General features: G+C 40.8%; 27 protein-coding genes. 15 read left to right on the top strand and 12 right to left on the bottom strand.

What is annotated here, in order from left to right:
• Positions 1 to 12: 12 nt before the first annotated feature.
• From Q0L00_RS15485 to Q0L00_RS15520, 8 genes are all read left to right on the top strand, one after another.
• The gene (locus Q0L00_RS15485) at positions 13 to 1,167 is read left to right on the top strand and encodes an MFS transporter (protein WP_297337794.1); all 1,155 of its coding nucleotides are present in this window, start codon (positions 13 to 15) and stop codon (positions 1,165 to 1,167) included.
• On the top strand, positions 1,164 to 1,910 hold the full coding sequence (locus Q0L00_RS15490; RefSeq protein ID WP_297337795.1) for an acyl-ACP thioesterase domain-containing protein: 747 nt from the start codon (positions 1,164 to 1,166) through the stop codon (positions 1,908 to 1,910). The genes Q0L00_RS15485 and Q0L00_RS15490 overlap by 4 nt, the downstream gene beginning before the upstream one ends.
• Positions 1,911 to 1,985: 75 nt before the next feature.
• On the top strand, positions 1,986 to 3,050 hold the full coding sequence (locus Q0L00_RS15495) for a c-type cytochrome (RefSeq protein ID WP_297337796.1): 1,065 nt from the start codon (positions 1,986 to 1,988) through the stop codon (positions 3,048 to 3,050).
• Positions 3,047 to 4,399: a hypothetical protein gene (locus Q0L00_RS15500; protein ID WP_297337797.1), complete on the top strand. Its 1,353-nt coding sequence runs from the start codon at positions 3,047 to 3,049 to the stop codon at positions 4,397 to 4,399. The genes Q0L00_RS15495 and Q0L00_RS15500 overlap by 4 nt, the downstream gene beginning before the upstream one ends.
• A 487-nt stretch (positions 4,400 to 4,886) precedes the next feature.
• Positions 4,887 to 5,876 (top strand): acyl-CoA desaturase, encoded by a 990-nt coding sequence (locus Q0L00_RS15505; protein WP_297337798.1) that lies wholly within the window; start codon positions 4,887 to 4,889, stop codon positions 5,874 to 5,876.
• A 1-nt stretch (position 5,877) separates the two neighbouring features.
• Positions 5,878 to 7,074 carry a DEAD/DEAH box helicase gene (locus tag Q0L00_RS15510; RefSeq protein WP_297337799.1) on the top strand — a complete coding sequence of 399 codons (1,197 nt, stop codon included), beginning with the start codon at positions 5,878 to 5,880 and terminating at the stop codon, positions 7,072 to 7,074.
• Between the two features lie 9 nt (positions 7,075 to 7,083).
• Positions 7,084 to 7,332: a cold-shock protein gene (locus tag Q0L00_RS15515; protein WP_297337800.1), complete on the top strand. Its 249-nt coding sequence runs from the start codon at positions 7,084 to 7,086 to the stop codon at positions 7,330 to 7,332.
• A gap of 5 nt (positions 7,333 to 7,337) precedes the next feature.
• Positions 7,338 to 7,532, top strand: coding sequence for a cold-shock protein (locus Q0L00_RS15520; protein ID WP_087937637.1), 195 nt, complete (start codon positions 7,338 to 7,340; stop codon positions 7,530 to 7,532).
• A 55-nt stretch (positions 7,533 to 7,587) separates the two neighbouring features.
• On the opposite strand, the gene Q0L00_RS15525 is transcribed toward Q0L00_RS15520, so the two are convergent.
• Both Q0L00_RS15525 and Q0L00_RS15530 read right to left on the bottom strand, forming a co-directional pair.
• Positions 7,588 to 8,577: a 2-hydroxyacid dehydrogenase gene (locus Q0L00_RS15525; protein WP_297337801.1), complete on the bottom strand. Its 990-nt coding sequence runs from the start codon at positions 8,575 to 8,577 to the stop codon at positions 7,588 to 7,590.
• A 2-nt stretch (positions 8,578 to 8,579) separates the two neighbouring features.
• Complete coding sequence (locus Q0L00_RS15530; protein ID WP_297337802.1) at positions 8,580 to 9,767, bottom strand: hypothetical protein; 1,188 nt, start codon at positions 9,765 to 9,767, stop codon at positions 8,580 to 8,582.
• A gap of 124 nt (positions 9,768 to 9,891) precedes the next feature.
• On the opposite strand from Q0L00_RS15530, the gene Q0L00_RS15535 reads away from it, so the two are divergent.
• Positions 9,892 to 10,317, top strand: a complete 426-nt coding sequence (locus tag Q0L00_RS15535) for a Dabb family protein (RefSeq protein WP_297337803.1) — start codon at positions 9,892 to 9,894, stop codon at positions 10,315 to 10,317.
• Here the strand turns inward: Q0L00_RS15535 and Q0L00_RS15540 are convergent, their stop codons facing one another.
• Positions 10,318 to 10,719 carry a hypothetical protein gene (locus tag Q0L00_RS15540; RefSeq protein WP_297337804.1) on the bottom strand — a complete coding sequence of 134 codons (402 nt, stop codon included), beginning with the start codon at positions 10,717 to 10,719 and terminating at the stop codon, positions 10,318 to 10,320.
• 99 nt (positions 10,720 to 10,818) lie between these two features.
• Between Q0L00_RS15540 and Q0L00_RS15545 the strand changes: the two genes are divergently transcribed.
• Positions 10,819 to 11,424 (top strand): alpha-ketoglutarate-dependent dioxygenase AlkB, encoded by a 606-nt coding sequence (locus Q0L00_RS15545; protein ID WP_297337805.1) that lies wholly within the window; start codon positions 10,819 to 10,821, stop codon positions 11,422 to 11,424.
• On the opposite strand, the gene Q0L00_RS15550 is transcribed toward Q0L00_RS15545, so the two are convergent.
• The gene (locus Q0L00_RS15550; protein WP_297337806.1) at positions 11,421 to 11,807 is read right to left on the bottom strand and encodes a response regulator; all 387 of its coding nucleotides are present in this window, start codon (positions 11,805 to 11,807) and stop codon (positions 11,421 to 11,423) included. The two genes, Q0L00_RS15545 and Q0L00_RS15550, sit on opposite strands and share 4 nt — an antisense overlap.
• A gap of 333 nt (positions 11,808 to 12,140) precedes the next feature.
• Complete coding sequence (gene msrA / locus Q0L00_RS15555) at positions 12,141 to 13,241, bottom strand: peptide-methionine (S)-S-oxide reductase MsrA (RefSeq protein ID WP_297337807.1); 1,101 nt, start codon at positions 13,239 to 13,241, stop codon at positions 12,141 to 12,143.
• Between the two features lie 182 nt (positions 13,242 to 13,423).
• On the opposite strand from msrA, the gene Q0L00_RS15560 reads away from it, so the two are divergent.
• Complete coding sequence (locus Q0L00_RS15560; RefSeq protein ID WP_297337808.1) at positions 13,424 to 14,020, top strand: outer membrane beta-barrel protein; 597 nt, start codon at positions 13,424 to 13,426, stop codon at positions 14,018 to 14,020.
• Here the strand turns inward: Q0L00_RS15560 and Q0L00_RS15565 are convergent, their stop codons facing one another.
• Positions 14,021 to 14,674 carry a GDSL-type esterase/lipase family protein gene (locus Q0L00_RS15565; protein ID WP_297337809.1) on the bottom strand — a complete coding sequence of 218 codons (654 nt, stop codon included), beginning with the start codon at positions 14,672 to 14,674 and terminating at the stop codon, positions 14,021 to 14,023.
• A 220-nt stretch (positions 14,675 to 14,894) separates the two neighbouring features.
• Here Q0L00_RS15565 and Q0L00_RS15570 point away from each other — a divergent pair, with 220 nt between their 5' ends.
• The 3 genes from Q0L00_RS15570 to Q0L00_RS15580 all read left to right on the top strand — a co-directional run bounded on the left by Q0L00_RS15570 (position 14,895) and on the right by Q0L00_RS15580 (position 16,747).
• Positions 14,895 to 15,995, top strand: a complete 1,101-nt coding sequence (locus Q0L00_RS15570; RefSeq protein ID WP_297337810.1) for a DUF4407 domain-containing protein — start codon at positions 14,895 to 14,897, stop codon at positions 15,993 to 15,995.
• An 81-nt stretch (positions 15,996 to 16,076) separates the two neighbouring features.
• Positions 16,077 to 16,334, top strand: coding sequence for a DUF6364 family protein (locus Q0L00_RS15575; protein WP_297337811.1), 258 nt, complete (start codon positions 16,077 to 16,079; stop codon positions 16,332 to 16,334).
• Positions 16,331 to 16,747, top strand: a complete 417-nt coding sequence (locus tag Q0L00_RS15580) for a PIN domain-containing protein (RefSeq protein ID WP_297337812.1) — start codon at positions 16,331 to 16,333, stop codon at positions 16,745 to 16,747. The genes Q0L00_RS15575 and Q0L00_RS15580 overlap by 4 nt, the downstream gene beginning before the upstream one ends.
• A gap of 18 nt (positions 16,748 to 16,765) precedes the next feature.
• Here Q0L00_RS15580 and Q0L00_RS15585 read toward each other — a convergent pair whose 3' ends face one another.
• The 5 genes from Q0L00_RS15585 to Q0L00_RS15605 form a co-directional block, all read right to left on the bottom strand.
• Positions 16,766 to 17,524 (bottom strand): DUF5995 family protein, encoded by a 759-nt coding sequence (locus Q0L00_RS15585; RefSeq protein WP_297337813.1) that lies wholly within the window; start codon positions 17,522 to 17,524, stop codon positions 16,766 to 16,768.
• Positions 17,521 to 18,252: a VIT1/CCC1 transporter family protein gene (locus Q0L00_RS15590; RefSeq protein WP_297337814.1), complete on the bottom strand. Its 732-nt coding sequence runs from the start codon at positions 18,250 to 18,252 to the stop codon at positions 17,521 to 17,523. The genes Q0L00_RS15585 and Q0L00_RS15590 overlap by 4 nt, the downstream gene beginning before the upstream one ends.
• Positions 18,253 to 18,396: 144 nt before the next feature.
• Positions 18,397 to 18,684 carry a hypothetical protein gene (locus Q0L00_RS15595; protein WP_297337815.1) on the bottom strand — a complete coding sequence of 96 codons (288 nt, stop codon included), beginning with the start codon at positions 18,682 to 18,684 and terminating at the stop codon, positions 18,397 to 18,399.
• 423 nt (positions 18,685 to 19,107) lie between these two features.
• Complete coding sequence (locus Q0L00_RS15600) at positions 19,108 to 19,524, bottom strand: DUF779 domain-containing protein (RefSeq protein WP_297337816.1); 417 nt, start codon at positions 19,522 to 19,524, stop codon at positions 19,108 to 19,110.
• Between the two features lie 51 nt (positions 19,525 to 19,575).
• On the bottom strand, positions 19,576 to 21,102 hold the full coding sequence (locus Q0L00_RS15605) for an aldehyde dehydrogenase family protein (RefSeq protein ID WP_297337817.1): 1,527 nt from the start codon (positions 21,100 to 21,102) through the stop codon (positions 19,576 to 19,578).
• Positions 21,103 to 21,275: 173 nt separating this feature from the next.
• Here Q0L00_RS15605 and Q0L00_RS15610 point away from each other — a divergent pair, with 173 nt between their 5' ends.
• Complete coding sequence (locus Q0L00_RS15610) at positions 21,276 to 22,202, top strand: AraC family transcriptional regulator (protein WP_297337818.1); 927 nt, start codon at positions 21,276 to 21,278, stop codon at positions 22,200 to 22,202.
• A 442-nt stretch (positions 22,203 to 22,644) separates the two neighbouring features.
• Here Q0L00_RS15610 and Q0L00_RS15615 read toward each other — a convergent pair whose 3' ends face one another.
• Positions 22,645 to 23,298, bottom strand: coding sequence for a peroxiredoxin (locus Q0L00_RS15615; protein ID WP_297337819.1), 654 nt, complete (start codon positions 23,296 to 23,298; stop codon positions 22,645 to 22,647).
• Positions 23,299 to 23,464 lie beyond the last annotated feature (166 nt).

The following is a 23,464-nucleotide window of genomic DNA, read 5'->3' on the forward strand; positions in this document are numbered from 1 at the left end:
AAACCCTCATCTATGAACCCGCTGATCAAAAGGAGAATAGCCTTAGGAAGTTTATTCTTTTTTATCGGACTGTGTTTTGCCAGCTGGGCAGCTCGGATCCCTGATATTCAATCTAAGTTTGATCTTTCCGAAGGTCAGTTGGGAACCCTTTTGCTTTTTTTGCCGATAGGCTCCATGATGGGTTTGCCGATAGCCGGATGGTCAGTACATCATTATGGAAGTAGAAAGGTGATTTTGTTTGGCAGCTTTGCCTATGCGATGAGTCTTCCGTTGATTGGAATGAGTCCTAGTACTTGGATTTTGATTCCGGTGTTGATTTTATTTGGGTTGCTCGGAAATATTATGAATATCGCGTTGAATACTCAGGCTTTGGATTTGGAAGATCAAATGGGTAAGAGTATTCTGGCCTCTTTTCATGGGCTTTGGAGTATGGCTGGTTTTGCAGGAGCAGGGTTGGGGGCCGGAATGATTTATTTGGGTTTTACTCCTTTTTTGCATTACCTGATCGTGATGGGGATTTCGCTTGTGATTGTTTTGCTTTCCCATCGATTTATAGTTCAGGAAAAGTCAAGTGGTGATGCCGGGGGCTTGGTATTGAAGCGTCCGGATGATTTGCTTTTGAGAATTGGTTTGATCGCGTTTTTGGGAATGATGGCTGAAGGGTGCATGTTTGATTGGAGTGGGGTCTATTTCAAAAAAGTGGTGATGACAGATCCCTCTTTGGTGGCGGTGGGTTACGTGGCCTTCATGGGGGCAATGGCTTCGGGAAGATTTGTTTCTGATCGATTTATTTATCGGTTTGGTAAAGTTGCCATCCTCAGAGCCAGCGGAATTTTACTCTTTTCGGGCTTGTCGATTTCGGTTATTTTCCCCACATTCTTCACCGCTACGTTGGGCTTTTTAATGGTCGGATTTGGGGTGGCTTCGGTCATCCCAGTAGCCTATAGCATTGCCGGTAGATCAAAACTTTATTCTCCTGGGGTAGCATTAGCCCTAGTTTCTACCATTTCTTTTTTCGGGTTTTTACTTGGTCCCCCATTGATTGGGTTCATCGCAGATTTGTTTAATTTAAAGACATCCTTTGCCTTGATTGCGGTAAATGGCCTAGGAATCGCCTTATTGGCTACGATCAGGACCCAAGTCTTTTTTCAATCTGAACCAAAATGAGTGAACTTCCCGAAGGATTTCAATTTTCAAAGTCGTTTGAAATCGGCTCTTATCAGGTCAATCCCAAAGGATTGATCCGGCTGAAGGATTTGGCGGATTTGTTTCAAGAAGTAGCCTGGAAGCATGCAGATTCGGCGGATTTTGGGAGAATTCTTCTGGAGAAAAAATTTATGTGGGCGCTTTCTCGACTTGAAATTAAGCAGTTTCAATCTCCGGTTTGGGGTCAAAAAATTATCCTCTATACCGGCGGAAGGGGCCTGGATAAGCTGTTTGCATTTCGTGAGTTTTTGGCAGTGTCTGAATCGGGAGAGGTATTGGCTAGAGGCATGTCTTCCTGGCTTTTGGTGCACACAGAGACCAAGCGGGTTCAACGTCCAGCTCAGGTTTTGACCGATAGGCTTTTTTCTCCTTCAACGCTTCCAGAATGGCAGCCACCAAAAATAAAATTGCCTGAAGTCAAAGCCTTAGTTTCGACAGAATATGAAGTCCAAGCCTCAGATTTGGATCTTTATTATCACGTGAATCATACCAGTTATATCCGAATGGTAGAAGATGTATTGGCCGGCCAAAATTTTGCCGGAAAGGACCTTTTGATTAATTACTTGGCTGAATGTAAGTTTAAAGATCAAATTCAGCTTTCGCTTTTTCGTTTTGGGAATAGTGCAGTCATCAAAGGTCAGGTAACTAGCCGAATTGTGTTTTTGGCTTCAGTGATATTGGCGGTAGATAAACAACCGTTTTAATTTATTGTCATGTGATGGAAGTCACAGCTTTTGCTCATTAAATCACTGCATTTTTGTAGTGTAACCTCGAAATCTATGAATCAGATTGGAAAACCTTTCATACAGCTGATTTCCCTTATGCTGGGCTTGTTGGCTTTGGCTACAACTTTGGTTGGTGTGGTTGGATGGGTTGTTTACCTTTCTTACTCAGGAGTCAACTTACCTGAACTCTCTCCGTCTGAACCTGAAGAGGAGTTGAGGGGAGCCGTAGAATTTCCCCAAACCAAAGCACTGATGGATCCAGCAGGGATGTGGGTAGCTCCAGATTGGGCAGTTGTGGATAGCGAGCCCAATGCCGAATCCATCAAGTATGGAAAGGAATTGATCGCTAATACGGCCGAATACCTCGGTCCAAATGGAAAAGTGAGGAAAATGTCCAATGGATTAAATTGTCAAAATTGTCATTTACAGGCCGGAACTGCCCCCCTGGGGAATAATTACAGTGCTGTGGCTTCGACTTATCCTAAAATCCGTGCAAGATCAGGTCAGTCTGAGGATATCGAAAAACGAATTAATGATTGTTTTGAGCGGAGTTTAAACGGTCAGCCTCTCGAACGAAGCTCTAAAGAAATGATCGCTATGGTGGATTATATGAAATGGTTGGGAAAAGAGGTGCCTCGTGGAGAAAAGCCAAAGGGAGTTGGAATCTATGAAGTTCCCCTTTTGGATCGAGCCGCTGATCCTGTAAAAGGAAAAGTAATTTACGAGCAGCAGTGCCAAAGCTGTCACGCCTCCGATGGGCAGGGGCTTCCCAAGCAAGATGGCTCGGGGTATATTTATCCGCCACTTTGGGGAGAGCACAGTTACAATAGTGGAGCGGGGCTTTATCGTCTTTCTAGATTTGCAGGCTATGTGAGAGCCAATATGCCTTTGGGGGCTACGTTTGAAAATCCTTTGATCTCCGATGAAGAGGCTTGGGATGTGGCAGCCTACGTCAATAGTCTTGATCGGCCTTCAAAGGATTTAAGTGCAGATTGGCCTGATATTTCCAAAAAACCTATGGATCATCCCTTTGGACCTTTTAGTGATGGTTTTTCTGAGCTACAGCATAAATACGGGCCTTTTAAATCCATTAAAGAAGCAAAAGCCAAATCTGAATGAGACGTATTTTAATGGGGATAATATTTTCATCCCCCTTTTTTTTGTTGGCCCAATCTCAAGGTGAGCAGAAAAAGTTCTCGGTAATTCCACAGGTTCATTTCCGGACTTTTTGGATGAGTACCACTTATCCCGGTAAATTTAAAGATGATTATTCGTTGGGTGCTTCACTGAGCGTAGGTGCGAAATTGACGTATGGCTCAAATTGGTCTTTACAAAGTAGTTATAGGGGATTTGCGGATATTTGGAGTTCACAAATCTGGGAAGCTAGCCCGATTACAGGACGAAGAAATCGGTATGAAATAGGACTTTATGATCTGCAAAATCCTGGCGACCGGGTATTTGGGAGTTTTGAAAGGTTGACGATTCGGTATAAAGGCCAATTCTGGGAGGTGGCCTTGGGGAGAATGGATATCAATACTCCTTGGGTCAATCCGCAGGACGGGAGGCTTTCGCCCACCTTGATGGAAGGAGTAAGTGTGGCCTACCAACCCAATGAAAATTTGGTTTTTTCAGCATGGTACATCGATCGGCTCCGCGTAAGAGGAATGAGTCAATGGACCAATCCAGGCGAGTCAGTAGGGATATTCCCTGTGGCCAGAGACCCGAATGGGATGCCTTCTCAATATTTTGGAAACACTTTGAGTAAGCGGATTACCATTATGGAAGTGACAAAAAAACTTCCGAAGGGGAAATTGCAGGTCTCTCAAACTCAGGCTCATAATATTTCCAGTACATTTTGGGCCGAATGGAACCAAAAATGGAGCACTGGAGATAAATTAGGGAACTGGCTTTCGGGTGTTCAAGTAGGCTATCAAAGTGGGATGGGGGAAGGAGGAAATCCTGATCCAATCTTAAGGTATAAAAATCCCCAGGATAAAAATTGGTTACTTTCCACACGAATAGGTTTTGAGACAAAGCGCTTGGAGACTCATTTGAATTTTACAAAAACAGGTGGAAAAGGCCGATGGCTCAATCCTCGGGAATGGGGGAAAGATCCTTGGTTTACTTTCATCCCCCGTGAGCGAAATGAGGGCTATGAAAACTTTGAAGCAGTGGTGTTGTATTTGGCATATAATTTTCCCAAAACTAATTTATTGATTTATGCTCACTCGGGAATTCACTGGCTTCCGGACATTAATGACGCTCCGGCCAATAAATATGCGTTCCCCTCTTATAGACAAGTTAATTTAGGTCTAAAATGGAAGCCAAAAAAATGGGAAAAACTAGATTTTCATTTACTCCTGATGAATAAGGAAGCGATTAATTCAACCCCGCTTACGCCTGTACAGCAATACAACAAAGTAGGCATGATTCATGTCAGTGGGATTCTCAATTGGAGACTCCATTGAGTTTTATTTTTGATAAGGAAATGTAAGCAGGGATCAATACCATTTGACACTTTATCCTAAGGACAGTGCATGAGTTGAGAAGAAATAAAAAATCCCAGGAGCAGGGCTGGTTTTATTAGAAAATTAGGAAAATCAAAATCTTATCCTCACCTTTGATCTGTGGAAAAGGAAATTATAAGAATTTCATTCACGATAGTTAAAGTAATCCAGCGTTGATTATCAACCTGCTTAAGTAGCAAATTCCAGAGTTCCTCCTTGCAAAGGTTTTATTCTCTTTTTCTACTTTTTTAATAGATCTACCTTAGGGCGATCAATTAAAACCTGCAGCAAAATCCTATGGGAACAATTAAGTTTATCACCAAATACTACCCTTATTAAAACAGTAAGATTCTCAGAATCAGTTTTATCTGAATTCTCTCAAACACTCCGAAGTAGAGTTTATGGTCATTTCAAGGCCACAAATCAATCGAAATACGGCAATGTGCAAATGGTCGTCAAGACTGTAGTGCTACTTTCATTATATCTCCTGCCCATTACAGCAGTCATAGGTGGTTTAGTTACCGAGACCTGGCAATTGTTTGGCTGTTTTGTTTTGGCCGGATTTGGGATGGCAGGAGTAGGAATGGGGGTGATGCATGATGCAAATCACGGCTCATATTCCAAAAATCCCATGGTCAACAAATGGGTGGGCTACACGCTCAACCTTGTCGGTGCGAGTTCTACCGTTTGGAAGATTCAACATAACGTACTTCATCATAGCTACACCAATATCGATGAGCATGATGATGATATTAATGCCCCTTTCTTTTTGAGATTTTCTCCTAGTGCGGAAAAAAACTCACTTCATAAATATCAACATTTATATGCTTGGTTTTTTTATTCTCTTTCCACAATTGGTTGGGTAACTGCTAAGGATTTTGTTCGATTGACCAGATACCACAAAAAAGGATTGGTTAAAGGTGACAATGCCTACCGGAATAACCTTCTTAAAATTGCTGCATGGAAAATTGGTTACTTCAGTGTGATTTTGGGTTTACCAATTATTTTCTCCCCTTTTTCAGCGGGTCTGATCATTTTAGCTTTCATAGCGATGCATGCAGTGACGGGTTTTGTCATTACGATGGTATTTCAGACTGCTCACATTGTGCCGGAGGTTGAATTTCCAATTGCCAATGAAGACGGTATTGTCGAAGGGGAGCGGATGCTTCATCAATTGGCTACAACCTGTAACTTCGCTCCAAACTCCAGAATTCTGGAATGGTTTATCGGAGGTTTGAATTACCAGGTAGAGCATCACTTGTTTCCCGATGTATGCCATGTCCATTATCGAGAAATCTCAAAAATCGTAAAATCTACGGCTGAGGAATTTAATATTCCATACTATTCAAAGCCGAATTTTGTAGGGGCTGTACTTGATCATTTTAAAATGCTCTATCTCTTGGGGAATAGTCCTGAGCTGGAGCCCGTAAAAGCCTAATATGCAATTTAATACTAGAAATAAACCTAAACCTCAAGGAAAGCCTCAGGCGAATAGAGGGGGACGGGTCAACCAAAAAGCAGCTAAAGTTTCCAAATTGGATGCGAACCTGCTCATCAAGAAAGCTCAGCCGAGTGGACAGGAAGGATTTAGATCTGAGCGTCCCTTCTCGGAATTACCCTTATCCAATCAACTTCTTAAAAATCTAGTGGCCAAGGGTTACCAAACCTTGACTAATATTCAGGAACAGGCAGTTTTGCCTCTTTTGAACGGACGGGATTTATTGGGGATTTCTAATACAGGTTCAGGGAAAACTGCAGCCTTTTTGATTCCAATAATTGAAAAAATAAAGTCATCAAGCGAAGTAAAAACCGCTTTGATTGTCACCCCTACAAGGGAGTTAGCTTTGCAGATTGAAGAGGAATTTAAAAGCTTGACTAAAGGGATGGGGTTGTTTTCAGCCACTTTTATTGGTGGGACAAACATCAACTCGGATTTCAAAACGCTGAGCCGAAAGTTGCACGTTGTAGTCGGGACCCCTGGTAGACTTTTGGATTTGACCAATCGCAAACTTTTGCATTTGAATAAATTTGATACGCTGGTATTGGATGAATTTGATCGAATGCTGGATATGGGTTTTATCAACGACGTGAAAAAGATCGTCAAGTTCATGACTAAAAGAACGCAGACCATGCTTTTTAGTGCGACCTTGGAGCCTTCTCAAAAAGCGATGATCGATTCGCTTTTGACCAATCCGGTGGAAGTTAAAATTAATAATGGTGGCACTACCAGTGAAAACGTCGATCAAGAAATTATTCGTTTGAAGTCAACTGAAGATAAGTTTTTGGTTTTGGAGGGATTATTTCAAAATCCAGATTTGGAAAAGGTTATCATCTTTACCGAGACCAAAAGACTTGCCGATAGACTAAGTAAAAAACTGAATCAAGTGGGGATCCATTCCGGGTTGATTCATGGTAATAAATCCCAGAATTTCCGAAATCGAACGATTGAGGAATTTAAGAAAGGATTAACACGAGTACTAGTAGCCACCGACGTGGCCGCTAGAGGTATAGACGTGGCTGATGTGACCCATGTGATCAATTATCAGCTTCCCATGTCTATGGATAGCTATATCCACAGAATCGGCCGTACGGGTCGAGCTGGCAAGACCGGCAGAGCCATCACATTTGTCAATTAAAAAGCTACAATGTCGAAAAATCAAAACACATTCATCAAAAAACAAAAAGCAGAACTTAAAAAAAGAAAACAAAAAGAAAAATTAGAAAAGAAACTAGCCCGCAAAGAACAGCCTAAAAGCGGGGAACTGGAAGACATGTTGGCCTATGTCGATGAGTTTGGAAACATTTCCGAAACTCCTCCGGAACCGGAGCCACCAAAAAAACAACCGATTTCTAGAAATCAATATTCAAATAACAAACAACAAAGTAAAAATTAGTAATCATGAATGAAGGAACAGTAAAATTCTTTAACACAACCAAAGGTTTTGGTTTTATTACACCAGCTGATCAAAGTGAAGATGTATTCGTACACCACTCAGGCTTGGTTCACGAGATCCGTGAAAATGATAAAGTTACATTTGACGTAGTTCAAGGTAAGAAAGGTGTTAACGCCGTAAACGTGAAAGTAGTAGGATAATTCCAGCCGCTTTTTAAAACGAAATCCCCGATTCCTTCATTGGTTTCGGGGATTTTTATTTCACTTCATTGACAAGTGTCTCTCCATGTTCAAAAGCGACAAGGTTGTCTAGGGTAGTTTTGGCGATTTGATAAAGTGCCTCGTGAGTCAAAAAGGCTTGATGTCCAGTTACTAATACATTGGGAAAAGTCATCAATCGGGCGATTTGCTCATCTTGGAGAATTTCTTCAGATCGATTTTGGAAAAAGAGATCTTCTTCTTGTTCATAAACATCAATGCCTAAATATCCGATTTTCCCGATTTTTAGTGCTTGAATAGCGGCTTTTGTTTCAATGAGTGCTCCTCTTGAAGTATTGATCAACATGCAGCCATTTTTCATGAGTTGAAGTGATTCTTTATTGATCATGTGCTTGGTGGCAGGAGTAAGCGGACAGTGCATCGAAACGATATCCGATTTTTTTAGCAAATCTTTTACCGGCAAAAAAGAAACTCCCAATTTCTTTAATTTTTGATTTTCAAAAGGATCAGATGCTAAAACTGTACAACCCAATCCCAGGACAATTTTACAAAATGCGGTTCCTATGGCTCCAGTGCCTATAACTCCAACCGTTTTTCCATACAAGTTGAATCCAGTTAACCCCTCAATCGAATAATTATTTTCGCGAACTCGATTATAGGCTTTATGAGTTTTTCGGCTTAAAGTTAAAATCAAAGCCAGTGCATGTTCAGCTACAGCCTCTGGACTATAGGCCGGGACCCTGACTAGTGTGATTCCGAGCTTTTTTGCCTCATTAAGATCAACTTGGTTATATCCCGCACAGCGAAGGGCAATGAGCTTTACCCCCTCGTTTTTCAGGTTTTTCAATGTGGCTTTATCCAGTTGATCATTTACAAAAGCGCAAACTACTTCATGTCCATGTGCCAAAATAGCCGAGTTGTGATCCAGTTTAGCTTCAAAATAGGTGATTTGATGGGAATAACTCGGGAGTAGCTGGTCAAAGCTGGCCCTGTCATAGGACTTGGTGCTAAAAAATGCAACATTCATACTTAGATTTCTTTTATTTGATAAATGCCAAATCGGGTGACTTCCTCTTCTAGCTCTGGATTTGGATTTTCCCGAACTAGAAATTTTCCCTCGCCTAGTCCAAATAAAATCGTCCCTTGAATAGAAGGCAATTCGATTGGTAATTGTTTTTGATTTTTGACCAATAAAATCCCCTGCTCCTCCGGATCGGATAAGGGGGAATAGAGTGCATCGATTTCATTTCTGGTCTGATATTCTGATTCCGATACTCCGGTATAGTATTTTACTAAATAGAAATCCGTGTCAATTTTTATGAGGTCGAGATTACGCCCAGCCATAACTCGAAGTTTATTCACTCGCTCGTCATTTCCAGGAGTTTCAATAGGCAGAGGAGAATATCGAAGGAATTCACGGGGATTGAGAGGCACCGTACCCTTTAATGTCAAGCCGGGTAATTCATAGATTTCAATTTCTTTTTCCAGAGAATGAAGAAGCAACAGTTCATTACTTTCCTGGTCAATTAAAAATGATTTGGTCATTAATTCCTGATAAATGTTTTCAGATTCGAAATAAATGGAGTTTTCCCGATAAGGTACTACAGATTGCATGTCGCCGGTTTCAAGGTTGATTCGATAAAAATTTTGAAGTGTATCCCTTCCTACTTCATCTCGGATTAAAAAATGGGCTGATAAGTAATTGGTCGGACCAACCAAAAAATAGGTGCTGTCCTGGATTTGATAATAGGGAGGCTTTCCCATTGGGCCAAAAGTTCGGATAGGAAGAGGAGATTGAATTCGCTGCTCGTGTACTACGTTATAGGCTGAATCATAAGCGAAAATGGTAAATGGAAGTTCTGCTACTCGTAATCCCTTTGGACCAAAAGTTAACCCAATCGGATTCCAGTTTCCATAGAGTCCAGGTCCTTCGCCTTTTTTTTTGACTCGTTTTATAATTTCTCCAGTTTTGCTGATTTCTAGAATTTCATCTTCTACCATCGAATAACCCAAATAGCGTTTTTCTTCAGGGGAATAATCTCTAATCAAAACCTGAGTGAAATTTTCAACTTCAAAAGAATCGATTTTGACCAATTCATAAGAAATATCTTCTGTATTTTCGGTGGAATTTTGTTCCGAATTGCAGGAAAAGAGGATTAAAACCCATGTGCCCAATAAGATTGAAAGGCCAGATCGTAAAATTCTTCTAGTTATCATAAATTAGTTTTTCTATTAATAATTCGTTGAATTTACAAGAAAATCATTAAATCCAAACTTGCCAGATAAAAATTAAAATTTATTCAGGTACATTTTGTAACTATGGCCATCAAATCCTCTCAAAATGAAAAAAATCCTGTTGAAATTACCCTTTCTCCTGCTCTTAGGATGCGGTACGGTCAATGAAAAAGAGCAAATAGTAGAAAAAGAAATAATCAAAGAAAAGGTCATGAACTCACCCGATTCTGTGTTAAGGCATGTGGTCTATTTTTCATTTAAAGAAGAATCTTCCCAAGAAGATATTCAAGGAGTGATTGATGCTTTCCGGGATTTGCAAAATGAAATCGAGGGAATTAAAGGGTTTGAATGGGGAGTAAACTCCAGCCCAGAAGGATTGAATAAGGGGCTGACACATGCTTTCACGCTGACCTTTCACTCTGAAGAAGATCGGGACGCCTATTTACCTCATCCGGCCCATAAACGATTCGGGGAAATTCTAGGTCCACATTTGAAAGACGTTACGGTTGTTGATTATTGGAATAGAGAATAATTACTGATTAAAAGGTACTCCCGAGCTTTTACCATTATCTTCAACCGTGAGTACTTCAGTCACGATAAAATTACTGGCTCCTCTCCAGGGAAGCTGTCCGTTGTATTCCTTGTATCGAAGTTCAACAAATTTGCCTGAGGCACGCTCCAATTTCACAGCGATGCTATCGTCAGCGACACTGAATCTGAATTCATTGCTCTGAAGGGCTCCGGCAGTCGGACTCTGAAATCCTTCTTGGACGACTCGACCCTCATAGGTTTTGAAAATTATACCTTTTTTGACAAAGTAATTTAAGGACCCGGCTTTTACTCCTTCACCAAAAACAAAATAAAATTTGTACCAAAATAATCCGGCTAGTACTGCTATGAGGACCAAGCCGATGATGTATGCTGTTTTTTTCATTTTGAGTATTTTGTCTATTAAAGATAAGGAGCCTTTTGAAAAATTGAATAGCTAGTCTGAAAAATAAACTTTCAAGATAGCAGATCAGTTTTGATCATTATGCAGCAAAAATTATTTCTACCTCCAAATGGAAATTTTCTCCCCTTTCAGGGCGAGGTACATTTTTATGAGAAGTTTTTTGTTCAAAAAGAAGCGGATCAATTTTTCAAATTCTTAATCGACCAAGTCCCTTGGAAGCAAGAGCCCATTTGGATGTTTGGAAAGAAAGTTATGCAGCCTCGCTTGACAGCTTTATACGGAGATCCTAAAGTGGCTTATTCCTATTCCGGAATTGAAATGAAAGCCTTAAATTGGATTCAGCCTTTAGTTGAAATTAGAAAGCGGATAGAATCCCTTGTTTCTATAAATTTCACCCATGTTTTGCTAAATTATTACCGAACTGGTCAGGATAGTATGGGCTGGCACCGAGATAATGAGGCAAGCTTGGGCAAAAACCCATGCATTGCTTCGGTGAGTTTTGGCGCTACCCGCAATTTCCAGCTTCGGCACTATGAGTCAAAATCCAATAAACTTACTATTCCTCTCCATCACGGAAGCCTTTTGATCATGGCTGGGGAGAGCCAACACTATTGGGAACATCAAATTCCAAAAACCAAAAGAGATCCTGGTCCCAGAATTAATTTAACCTTTCGGAAATTGATTTAAAAGATAGCCTGCTCTTTCAATCGCTCCAGGTAATGGAGCATGAGTGGTTTTTCGATATACTCGATCACCGAAGGATAGTCCATCGCCTTTCGTTTGTCATCGAAATTAACTGAGGAACTCAGTAGCATCACTTTGAGGTTTGGGTGAAGTCGGAGTTGTTCGATGAAATCCAGCACCTTCCAACCATCAATGTCAGTCATGTAAATATCCAAAAAGACTAGGTATTTCTCTTTTTTAGGCTGGTGCTCTCGAAGAAAATCAATTATTTTTTGACCACTTTCAAATTTCTTTGGACTTGGACTCAATCCCGATTTTTTGATGAGTATTTCATGTAAAAACAACGTATCAGGATCATCATCAACTAAGAGGATATCAAATTTCATAGGGCTGAGGGTGGTGATAAAACGTGTCTAAAATATTGATTTTTATGGATGAAAAGAATAAAAAGCCTTAGATATGTTTTATTTTTCTTAGAAAAACCTAATTCCTGAAAAGTATGACAGGTTGTGTTGAATAATTTAAAAGAGCAAAAGAAAAAATACTGCTTCTGATAAATCTCAACTTTGATGCCATCTGAATAGATTTTGCGTAAGAACGGGAGGTTTAAAAATGGTTTCTCCCCTAGTAAGGAGCCCAGAAAGAAAAATTGTTTAGGAAGAATTTATCTAAAAAACAGAAAAGAATGGGTTGCCTAAATTGGGCAACCCAACTCGTACTTAATCCACTAACCAAATGAAATCACCATATCCTGCCGCTTCCATTTCAGTTTTTGGGATGAATTTCATGGCTGCAGAATTCATGCAATAGCGCAATTGGGTCGGCTCTGGACCATCGTAAAATACGTGTCCCACATGGCTATTTCCTAGTTTGCTGCGAACTTCCACACGACTCATTGCCATACTTTTATCAATGGGTTTGTCAATGATTCGAGCGTCAATTGGTTTGGTGAAACTCGGCCATCCCGATCCTGACTCGTATTTATCTTTTGAGCTAAACAAAGGCGCCCCCGAAACAATGCAGACGTAAATTCCTTCTTCTTTATTTCCGTTGTATTCATTTTGGAATGCGTATTCGGTTTCATCCTCCATAGTGACCTCGTATTGCAGTGGGGTCAAGGTTTCTTTCAGTTCTTTTTTGGACTTGGCTGGATACTTTTCTTCGGATAATTCTGGCCAATGTTTTTTAATAAAGGCGTCTCTTCCGCTACCATTCCGATAGGCATAATATTCGGTTGGATTTTTTTTGTAATAATCCTGATGATACTCCTCGGCCGGGTAAAAATTGGTGTATTTGATGACCGGAGTGGCGACTGGTTTGTCAAATTTCCCAGAGGCATCCAGCCGTTTTTTAGACTCTTCGGCGACTTTCTTTTGCTCTGCATCGTGAACGAAAATAGCAGATTCATATTGACTTCCTCGATCGTAAAATGATCCACCGACGTCTGTGGGGTCAAAAGTTTGCCAGAATATATCCACCAATTCGGAATAACTGATCACTTCTGGATCAAAGGTGATTTGTACAGATTCGCGATGGGAGGTTTTTCCACCGCTGACCTCACCATAGGTAGGATTTTTTTCTTTGCCACCGGCATAGCCTGAAATCACAGAGATAACTCCATCCAACTCCTCAAATGGTGCTTCTACGCACCAAAAACAGCCGCCTGCAAAGGTAGCTTTTTCGGTTTTTCCAGAGAATTGTTCTGTTTTTGGCTCTTTCGAACTTGCTTGCTCGTTGGATTGCTCAGGAGAGGCGCAAGCCATCATGGCAGCCATAAAAAGCGATAGTATCATAGGTTTTACCTTAAATTGATTTTGCATGAAGTGATAAATTATACAGGAGTTTCTACAGTTTGGTCTTGTATTTGAAACTGGAAAGAAAACATCAAAGTTCGCCTTGTGTTTGGAGTCATTTCTTAAGATTTACGAAAATCATCAAAAAAGAGATCATTTCCGGTTACAAATTGAGTTTTGGTTTAGACTTTCCTTAAAAGCAAGAAAATATGAAATTAGTAAAGGTAGGAATTGCGATAGTTAGTCTGTTTTTCTTTTCAGGATTTGCAGCTTCAGCACAGCAAGGATCAGGATTTGGAGTGAAAGGGGGGATGAATTACAATACTTCCGGAAACTATTTTCGTGATGCAGAATCAGTTTGGAAAGACCCTTTGGGTGGAGTGGGGTACCATGCCGGGGTTTTTTACACCATGAATTCCTATGATATTTACCTAAGGCCGGAACTGGTTTATACAGAAACCCGATTTAATACCGGTTTGGTCGAGGCGGAGGCCAAGCGAATAGATGCCCCGATTTTGGTAGGAATTCGTCTATTTAGAATTGTAAATGTGTTTGGTGGGCCATCCTTTCATTATACGTTGGAAGATAATTTTATTCCCGATACCTCAGAAGATTTTAATCGACGGTTGCGGATGGGATATCAGTTTGGGTTGGGAGTTTCCATGGGGCCGGTGGGCCTAGATTTACGCTATGAGCGAGAATTTAATGATCAGAAATTCAAATTCGACCGAGTCTTTGGCCAAGATCAAAGCTTCCGGTCTCAGCAAATTGTGCTGGCCGTTTCCCTCCGAGTTTTTGGCTCCTAATCAATCAAAATAAGGTCTGAAAATCGATTTCCAGATTTGATATCCTTTGGCATTTAAATGTAGCTGATCATTCAGGTAAAGTTCTGGTCGTGATTTTCCTTGGGAATCGGTCAAGGCTTTCCAAGTGTCGATGTAGGTTGCCTTTTCCACTTTTTGAGCAAACTCCTCTAGGCGTTGGTTAAATTCTCGGTAGAGCGATTCTTTTTCCCAGCGGCTTGGACTTGGCTTGGCGCCGATTAAATAGATTTCTGTTTGGGGATTGGCTAGAAGTATCCGGCTAATTATATCTTCGAAAGTTTCCATGATTTCCTCAGCAGGGACATCTGCCCAGAGGTCATTGTCTCCTTCGTAAATAAAAACTCGGGCAGGCTCATATTTTAAAACTAGGGGGAATAAATGGCGCTTAAGATCGATGGCTTGGGAACCCCCAAATCCCGTATTGATGAGCTCGTTGTTTGGAAAGGTTTCGGCTAGGTCATTCCACATTCGGATCGTAGAGCTACCCGTAAAAACCGTAGCTCCGGGACTCCATCCCAGACTGTCGATTTTCTGGGTGAGACTTCTCACTTCCTGATCGAATGGATGAGATTGACTCAAGCAAATCTGCTCAGTGGCAATGAAAAGGACGATAATTAGGCCGAAGAGTTTTTTCATAACTCAAACATAAACTAAAATCAGGCATGTGCAAAACCGTTCATCCGCTGCTCATATTCGAACAGCTCGGACGGAATATCTACTTGTCCAAATTGGATTTGATCCTGAAAAAATGCCTTTCTGTCCCTGATTTGGGGGTATTGTCCCAGGTGTTACCTGAATACATCTTTTTGGTGAGATTTTAGCGTTTATATTTCAGACCAATCATAAGACTCTATTCATGAATCATCTAAGCCGATTTTTCTGGTTTTGCAGTGGCGCCAATTTTTCCATTCTCAAGCGAACCCCGACTGAATCAAATAAATATGTAGGGATTGGAGCTACGGTGTTTTTCACCGGTGTGCTGGCTGCTATTTCAGCCGGATATGCCTTATTTACAGTGTTTCAGAGTTTGATTCCCTCAATTGGCTTCGGTTTGCTTTGGGGTTTGATGATTTTTAACCTAGACCGGTTTATCGTGTCCAGTATGCGAAAAAAGGAAAATGCTTGGACCGAATGGAAGCTGGCGATTCCTAGGCTAGTCTTGGCTATTTTGTTGGCATTAGTGATTTCCAAGCCGCTGGAATTAAAGATGTTTGAGCGAGAAATCAATCGAAAATTAGATGAGAAAAAAATAGAATTTATAGCAGAGTCAAAAGCTAATTTGGCTAAGGGCTTTCCTGAAATTTTGGAATTGGAAGGAAAAATTGAAGCGCTGAAAGATGAAATTTCAAAGGCGGAGGCCTTTCGGGACCAGATTCAGCAGGAATACGATGCGGAGCGTTTTGGAGAGAAAACCAGTGGCACCAGTGGGATCGTTGGACTAGGGGCCAATGCGAAGAAAAAAGAAGAACAGCTGGACGCTGCACAGCTAGCTTTGGAACAATTGAGAAGTAGAGCTCAAATCCGAATAGATACTCTAGAAACTCAGATTCGGGAATTTATGGCTTTTCGTCAAGCGGAATTTGAAAAACAACAACCCGGAATCGAAGGGTTTGATGGACTGGCAGCCCGAATGGATGCACTGTCGGTCTTGACCACAGAGAGTTCAGCGATGGCCATGGCTAATATTTTTATCCTATTGCTTTTTATTGCCATTGAGACGGCACCGATTTTCGTCAAATTAATTTCGCCACGCGGACCCTATGACGAACTTTTGGAATTACATGAAGATCGGGTTAAACTTTTCAAAGGTGAAAAATGGACCATTGCCAAAGGAGAATCAGAGGCTCGTGTAGGTTATTTTCAGGAAACACATTTTTATGCTACTGATTTGAAAAAGGAAAAAACCAACAGAAAAAACCGAGCTGAAACTGATCGGGAATTGGCAAATTGGGATTGAAAAAGCGGAGAAAATGAGAGAGTTGCTTTGAAATACGTGTAAATATTTTTTTCTTTACGACAGAAAGTAATTGAGAGTGCCATGGATACTAAAATTACATTGTCTTTTAATAAAGACATCATAGACAGAGCCAAGGATTTTGCCGACCAAAATAACATCAGCCTTTCCAGACTGACCGAATTTTTTTATGCCCAGATGACTTCCAAAAATTACCAATCGTTGGAGGAGCTTCCGATTGCTGATTGGGTAAATATGGTGTCTGAGGGTGAGGTAGAATATAAGCGCTCATCATCGAGTCGAAAAGCAATGAAAGAGGAGTTTTTTGGTAGCAAAAAATGAAGGTTTTTCTCGATGCGAATGTTTTGGTTTCTGTATTAAATAAGGAATATCCGCTTTTTCCCCATTCGGCGCGAATCTTAAGCTTGGCTGATAACCTCAGCTATCAACTTTTTACGACACCCATTTGCTTGGCAATTGCCCTCTATTTTTCAGAGAAAAAAAGTGGAGCTGGTCTTGCCAAACGGAAAATGGAAATCCTTTCTTCCAAGCTTCATATTGCTTCGGTCGATTCGGTGGTGGTTTCTCAAGCAGTTTCTGATCCTAGTGTAGTTGATTTCGAGGATGGCTTGGAGTATTATTCCGCTTTGCTGCATGATTGTCAAGCCATCATCACAGAGGACTCGGAAGGCTTTTATTTTTCTGAGATTCCCGTTTATGACTGTCGAAAGTTTTTGGATGAGTTGGTATTTTAGACCTCCTTGGATTCAAACCTATTGTATAGTTTCGTGAGCTACTTGATCCAATTGTTCTAGTGTTTTGCTGACGGATTTCCACTCTGCAAATGCCACGATTTTGATCAAAAAACTCAGGAATTTGCCGGGGTTTACCAATTTTCTAGCTAGTGCAGCTATGTTTTTGTCTCGGTCTTGAATTTGAAATTCCTTGTCTGGGTCAGCATGATATTCGTTGGCATATTTCCAAGCGCCATCTCGAGCTAATTGAATGGAAAAGTTGAGCAGCATTTCATCTTTGCCCTTGGCCAGTGGAATTACCCAGCCAAAGATGGGGGATACTTTGCTGATATTAGCTTTGACTCCATCCACCAATTCAGCGAGAATTTCATTGATTTTATCAAAATCGGCTTTAATGTCCACTAGATTTTTTCCGTGCATGGTTTCAGAGGCAGCAATTCCTAAGTCCAAATTAATGTGGGCATTTATTCCCAAAAAAAGATGTTGCAAAACCAAGTGATTCGATTTTTCGCTTGCCTCAAAAGCAACTTTCCAGCTTTGGGTGGGTACTTGTTCCGATTTCCAAAGATCATAGGCTTGGATGAATCGTTGAGCAAAAAGGACGTCTAGCAGTTCCATTCGTGGATTGTCCAGAAATTCTCCAGTAAAAATCCCGTCTCGTATTCTGCGCGTCACTTGCCGATAAAGGATGGCAAAATATCCCATTCGGCTTTGGCTTTGATGGCATTCGGCTACGATTTGATCCATTCGGACCAAGACTTCATCTAGGGTTGTCATACCTTGTTGATAAAAAATCCTTCCAATATATCTCCTACATAATAGGCTACGAGTGCTGCCAAAAGGCCCAATCCCACCGTTTCAGTAATGCTTCTCAAAGTAGAGGTGTGGTTAACCCAGCTTTTCATCCAGCCTACGAGCATAAAAGCGAAGCCTGTTAATAGGCTGGTGAAAAGGAAGATATTGCTGTCAATTGGGCTGAAAAAATCAATCAAATATACCAATAAAGGAATGAATCCAACCAAAACAAAAGAGATCAAGGTGGCTAAACCAATTTTGAAAGGACTCTTGGTTTCTTCCATCATTTCCAATTCGTCCTTCATCATTTCAGCAACCCACAAATTTTTGTCTGAGCAGATTTGTCGGACTACCTTTTCCAATAATTCTCCTTTAAAGCCTTTTGAAGCATAGATTTCCCGGATTTCCTCTTCCTCTTTTTCGGGGATATTTTCCACCTCCCAATATTCTATTTTTTCGTGTTTTTTAAAGTTTTCCTTGTCTGTTTTGGCGGAAAGGTATGCCCCCACTGACATGGAAAAACCATCGGCCAAAAGATTGGCGAAGCCCAAAATCAAAATAATCCCAGTGTCCAAATTGGCACCAAAACCTCCAGCTACTACCGCAAAAGTGGTGACAGCGCCATCAATTCCTCCGTAGACAAATTCGCGCATGTATTCCTGCAATTTCCCGAGTTTTTGGTTTTGCCCATGAATTTCAAGTTCGCTCATAGATTTTGGGTAAAGTAAAAATTACTTGAGTCTTGAATATAAGAAATATTGGAGTTTGAATATTACTACTTTAAGATCTTCCTTTAGCAAGTAATGTTAATCGATATCTTGTTGTCATTTTAGGTGCCTTGTTTTAATTTTTTTTCAGAGGTCATATGGAATCTTCGCATAGATTATAATCATCCCTCTGTGTGTCTCTTTAGTCGTGCTCGATTTCATCTGGTCCCGCTTTATTTGGAATTGTTGGGGAGTTCCAAACTTGGAAACGATCGTTAGGATTCTATAATTTCTTACACGGAGTAAGGGGGTATCCACTCCGTTTTCAATCCGTTCGTTCCTCATGAAAAGTGTTGCCATCTCCACCGACTCAGCCAAAGGCTGCTCCATTCGCAATGCATTTACTTCTGAGGCTTGGAGCTGAAGTTTTTTCAATACAGCGGAGTAATCCCATGTTGAATTGGAGACAAACTATTGGTATCTGCGGTATTCGCCCAGATCTAGGGTTTCTTCCATTCTTTCCAAATTAGCGGTATTTTTTCACGAGCGATATGTCCCAAAATATGCTCCAGGGCAGTGGAAGAATTGTCCTAGCGGGGGCATAAAAATTCTGGCTGGTAGCGGCAAATGAATAGTGTAAGTTTACTTGCTGACTCAAAAAGGATTGATTTCTAATCAAAATTTTTTCTATCCGATTGAAATGTCCTAGTTAATTTCAATCGGCGAAGTTAAAACTGCTTTATTTATTTCCTTAATACCCTATTATAAACCTAGTTTTACAATCCGAGAAACACAACTTTTTATTTTGTAAAGTATTAATATTCAGTAAATCGATGAAAACGAGACTATCTCAGAACTTTAAGAATTCAAAACTTCCTCTCCAGTTTTGGTCGGTTCTAAGTTTTCCAGTTCCTTCGTCGTAAACAAGCGAGAGCGGATCATAAATCGGATCCCCATGGGGATTTCAATGGAAAAGCTACTTCCCCTTCCGGGAGTGATATCCAGGGTCAATTGGGTGTGTTTCCAGTATTCGAACTGATCTGCGGACATAAAAAAATCACAGCCATAAACTTCCCCCATCCAAATGTCTCGAGATCCGACTTTAAAATCTCCCTTTTCGAAGCACATGGGAGAAGACCCATCGCAGCATCCCCCGCTTTGATGAAACATCAGCTCATTTCCAAAGCGTTTTCTTAAGGTATCAATGGTTTCTTTTGCGGCGTCTGTAATCAGGATTCTTTTGGTATGAGTCATGTTTTTTTGGTTTTTAAGCATTTAAAGGCGGGGTTTATTTCCCCCGCCTCTGATCCAAAGAAATGGTTAATTCTAGAAGAATCCCAATTTCTGCTTGCTATAGGATATCAGCATGTTTTTGGTTTGACGGTAATGATTTAACATCATGGCATGGTTTTCACGTCCAAATCCTGATTTCTTGTATCCTCCAAATGGCGCATGTGCCGGATAGGCATGATAGCAATTGACCCAAACACGTCCGGCTTGAATTGCTCTGGGAACTTGGTAGAGTTCATGGGCATCTCGGGACCATAGTCCTGCCCCCAGTCCGTACATGGTGTCATTGGCGATTTCGATTGCCTCTTGGGTAGTTTTAAAGGTTGTTACGCAGGTTACCGGGCCGAAAATTTCTTCCTGAAATACCCGCATTTTATTATGCCCTTTCAGAATGGTAGGCTGGATATAATACCCATTTTCCAGACCGGAATTTAGTCCAGCTTTGGCTCCTCCTGTCAAAACTGTAGCACCTTCTTCCTTACCAATTTCGATGTAGGAAAGGATTTTTTCATATTGATCATTGGAGGCTTGAGCACCCATCATGGTATCTTCAGCAAGAGGATGGCCCATTTTAATAGCCTGGGTTCGGGCGATGACTTTGTCCATAAAGATATCATAAATGTCCTCATGGACTAAAATCCTCGAAGGACAGGTACATACTTCGCCTTGGTTAAGGGCAAACATGACCGCTCCTTCGATACACTTGTCAAAGAAGTCATCATCGGCATCGGCGATGGATTTCATAAAAATATTAGGTGATTTGCCACCAAGCTCCATCGTCACGGGAATCAAGTTTTCCGACGCATACTGCATAATCAAGCGTCCGGTGGTGGTTTCTCCGGTGAAAGCAACTTTGGCAACTCTTGGAGAGGTGGCAAGCGGCTTTCCTGCCTCAGGACCGAATCCTGTGACCACGTTCAGCACTCCAGCAGGAAGTGCATCTGCAATCAATTCCATGAGTACCATGATACTCGTCGGTGTTTGCTCGGCAGGTTTAACCACCGTACAGCAACCAGCAGCAAGGGCAGGCGCGATTTTCCAAGTCGCCATCAGTAAAGGGAAATTCCAAGGGATGATTTGTCCTACTACTCCAAGCGGCTCACTCAGAGCAATACTTACAGTATGCTCATCATGTTCTGAAATGGTACTTTCATCGGCACGAATCACTCCTGCAAAATAGCGGAAATGGTCCACGCAAAGAGGGAGATCTGCAGCTCTAGTTTCTCGAAGCGCTTTCCCATTGTCCATCGTCTCTATTCGGGCAAGCAGTTCCAAGTTTTCTTCGATGATATCTGCGATTTTGTTTAGAACTCGAGATCGTTCGGCCGCTGAAGTTTTTGACCAGGACTTGAATGCTTCATGTGCGGCGTCCAATGCCTTTTCCACGTCTTCTTTGTTTCCGCGGGCGGCTTTGGAAAAAACAGATCCGTCCACAGGAGAAATATTGTCAAAATATTCTCCGCTGCTGGGTGCTACCCATTTTCCACCAATAAAATGGTCGTATTTCTCTTTAACTTGAGGCCGCTCCACGGGAGTAGCCTGGGATAAGGTTTGTGTACTCATTTGTTAAGTTATTTTGGTTTTTATCAAATTTCCAGAATAAGTCATTTGAAAAATGACACTCTGTGCTCAATCTGTTGTACTCAATTGCTGGCTTACTTCATTTTTTAGAAAAAATCACAAGTCCATTGCGCTCTGGGTCTTTTTTTGTCAGGATGTTCTTGGTAAATTACCGAATGACCCAAAGTAACTTTATAGCAGGAGTTCCTTGGAGAAATCCTAAGGATCTTAAAACTCTGGTGGAAAACAGGACGACCTATACACTAGATAATTGTGAATTAAATATTTTTGAAACCCATCAGGAGGCCGAAAACGTTAATCTTGTTTTTGGTGATTTGGTATTGACGACTATGCTCAAGGGTAAAAAGGTCATGCATTTGTTTGAAAAGCCCGGCTTCGACTACCTACCTGGTGAATCGGTGATTGTTCCTCCCAATGAAGTAATGAAAATAGATTTTCCAGAGGCCAAATGGGAAAACCCTACTCAATGTATCGCCTTGTCCATTTCCAAAGAAATGATAGAAAATACGTTTAACATGCTTAATGAGCGATTTTCAAGCCGAGTGCTCACGCAAGAATGGGGCTTGGATCTCAGTTATTTTCATTTGATTAATACCAATGAGTTGAGTGAAATTATCAACCGATTTATTAAGATAGGAGTAAAAGAGCGCTCCCGTGAGAAAGATTTGATTGCTTCTTTGGCATTGAAAGAACTTTTGATTCGGCTGAGCCAAACTCAAGCTCGAGATATGCTGGAAAAAACTTACAAGCAATTAGCTTCAGGAAATCGGCTGGCCTTTGTGGTGGATTACATCAAACAACGAATCAGGGAAGACTTGAATTTGGAAGAGCTGGCAAATAAAGCCTGTATGAGTAAGGCTCATTTTTTACGGAGTTTCAAGCAAGAGCTAGGACTCACCCCTATGGAGTATGTGCTCAAAGAACGGCTAAAGCTGGCTAAAAATTACCTCAAACTGGGGAGTTATCAAGTCAAGGAAGTGGCGATTATGGCTGGATTTAAAAACATCAGCTACTTTATTCGTGCTTTCAAACAGGAATTTGGCAAAACCCCAAAAGTCTATCAAACTGATTTTTCCGGATAAAGCTCATCTATTGTCATAGTTCCTAGATTCTTTGAGAATAAAAAATGGAAAAATGATAAAAAATTTTTTACTGATTTTATGTATTTCTAATCATTTTCCTTAAGTTTAATAAATTTTGGTACACAAAAAAGTTGCTGAACAAACCTGTTTACCAAATTTTATATGGTTTTAATCCATTAACAATAGACCCACTTAGAGAGCTTATTTTCGGATAAGCTCTCTTTTTTTATCCTTGTTATTTAGAAAATTTTGAAAAAAACAATAAAACTGGTTTAAAATAAAACCCATAATTCAAAAAAAAATGTTTTGAGTAGGAAACGCGGTTCGAAATCTATAAACCTTTTTGAGTAAATTTTATTTTGTTTTAAAAGCCAGATATAAAAAAACCTTCCCGAAAATTCCGAGAAGGTTTCCCACTAATTAACCCTTTAATCCAAAAATCCTAGGCTTTTGGTAGCTCTTTTTTGGCTAAATAGAAATCTACCATTTCATAATCACTTGCTTCTCTTTCAATCATTTCATCAACGGTCTTTGGCGGAGAGACAATCGCCTTTTCACCCGGTACCCAATTGAGCGGAAGGGAGACTTTGTACTTATCTGCTGTTTGAAGTGCAATCAAGGCACGTTTGATTTCTTCCATATTTCTACCCACATTGAGCGGATAGTACATGATCAAGCGAATCTTACCAGCTGGATCAATGAAGAATACTGCTCGCACTGCCGCAGTTTCACTTTCTCCCGGCTGTAGCATTCCGTAGCGCTTGGACACACTCATATCGATGTCCGCAATGATCGGGAATTCGAAGAGGACCCCTGTGTTTTTCTTTACATTATTGACCCATGCAATGTGCGCATGAATCGAATCGATACTCAATCCAACGAGTTTGGTCTTATGTTCATCGAAGAAGCTTTGATCCAAAGCAAAACCGCTCATTTCGGTGGTACATACAGGAGTGAAGTCTGCTGGATGGGAAAAGAGGATGGTCCAGCTGTCCTTGATGTATTCGGAAAATTTCATTTTTCCTGTAGTGGTCATCGCTTCAAAGTCCGGAGCTAAATCTCCTATTCGTGGCATAGATGGCGTTGTTGTTTCCATGGGTATGTTTGATAATGTTTTTTTTATTTGATAGAACAAATCTACTACCTGTCATTTCATTTGATCGTGACCAAGGTCACCTTGGGCGGTAAATTCCGAAAGGTAGTTTATCCGCAATTATGCAATAGGAATAGTAAAGTTTCCCAAAATCTTTGAAAGGGAAGAG

The organism is Algoriphagus sp. (genome assembly GCF_024305035.1).
GTDB lineage: Bacteria > Bacteroidota > Bacteroidia > Cytophagales > Cyclobacteriaceae > Algoriphagus.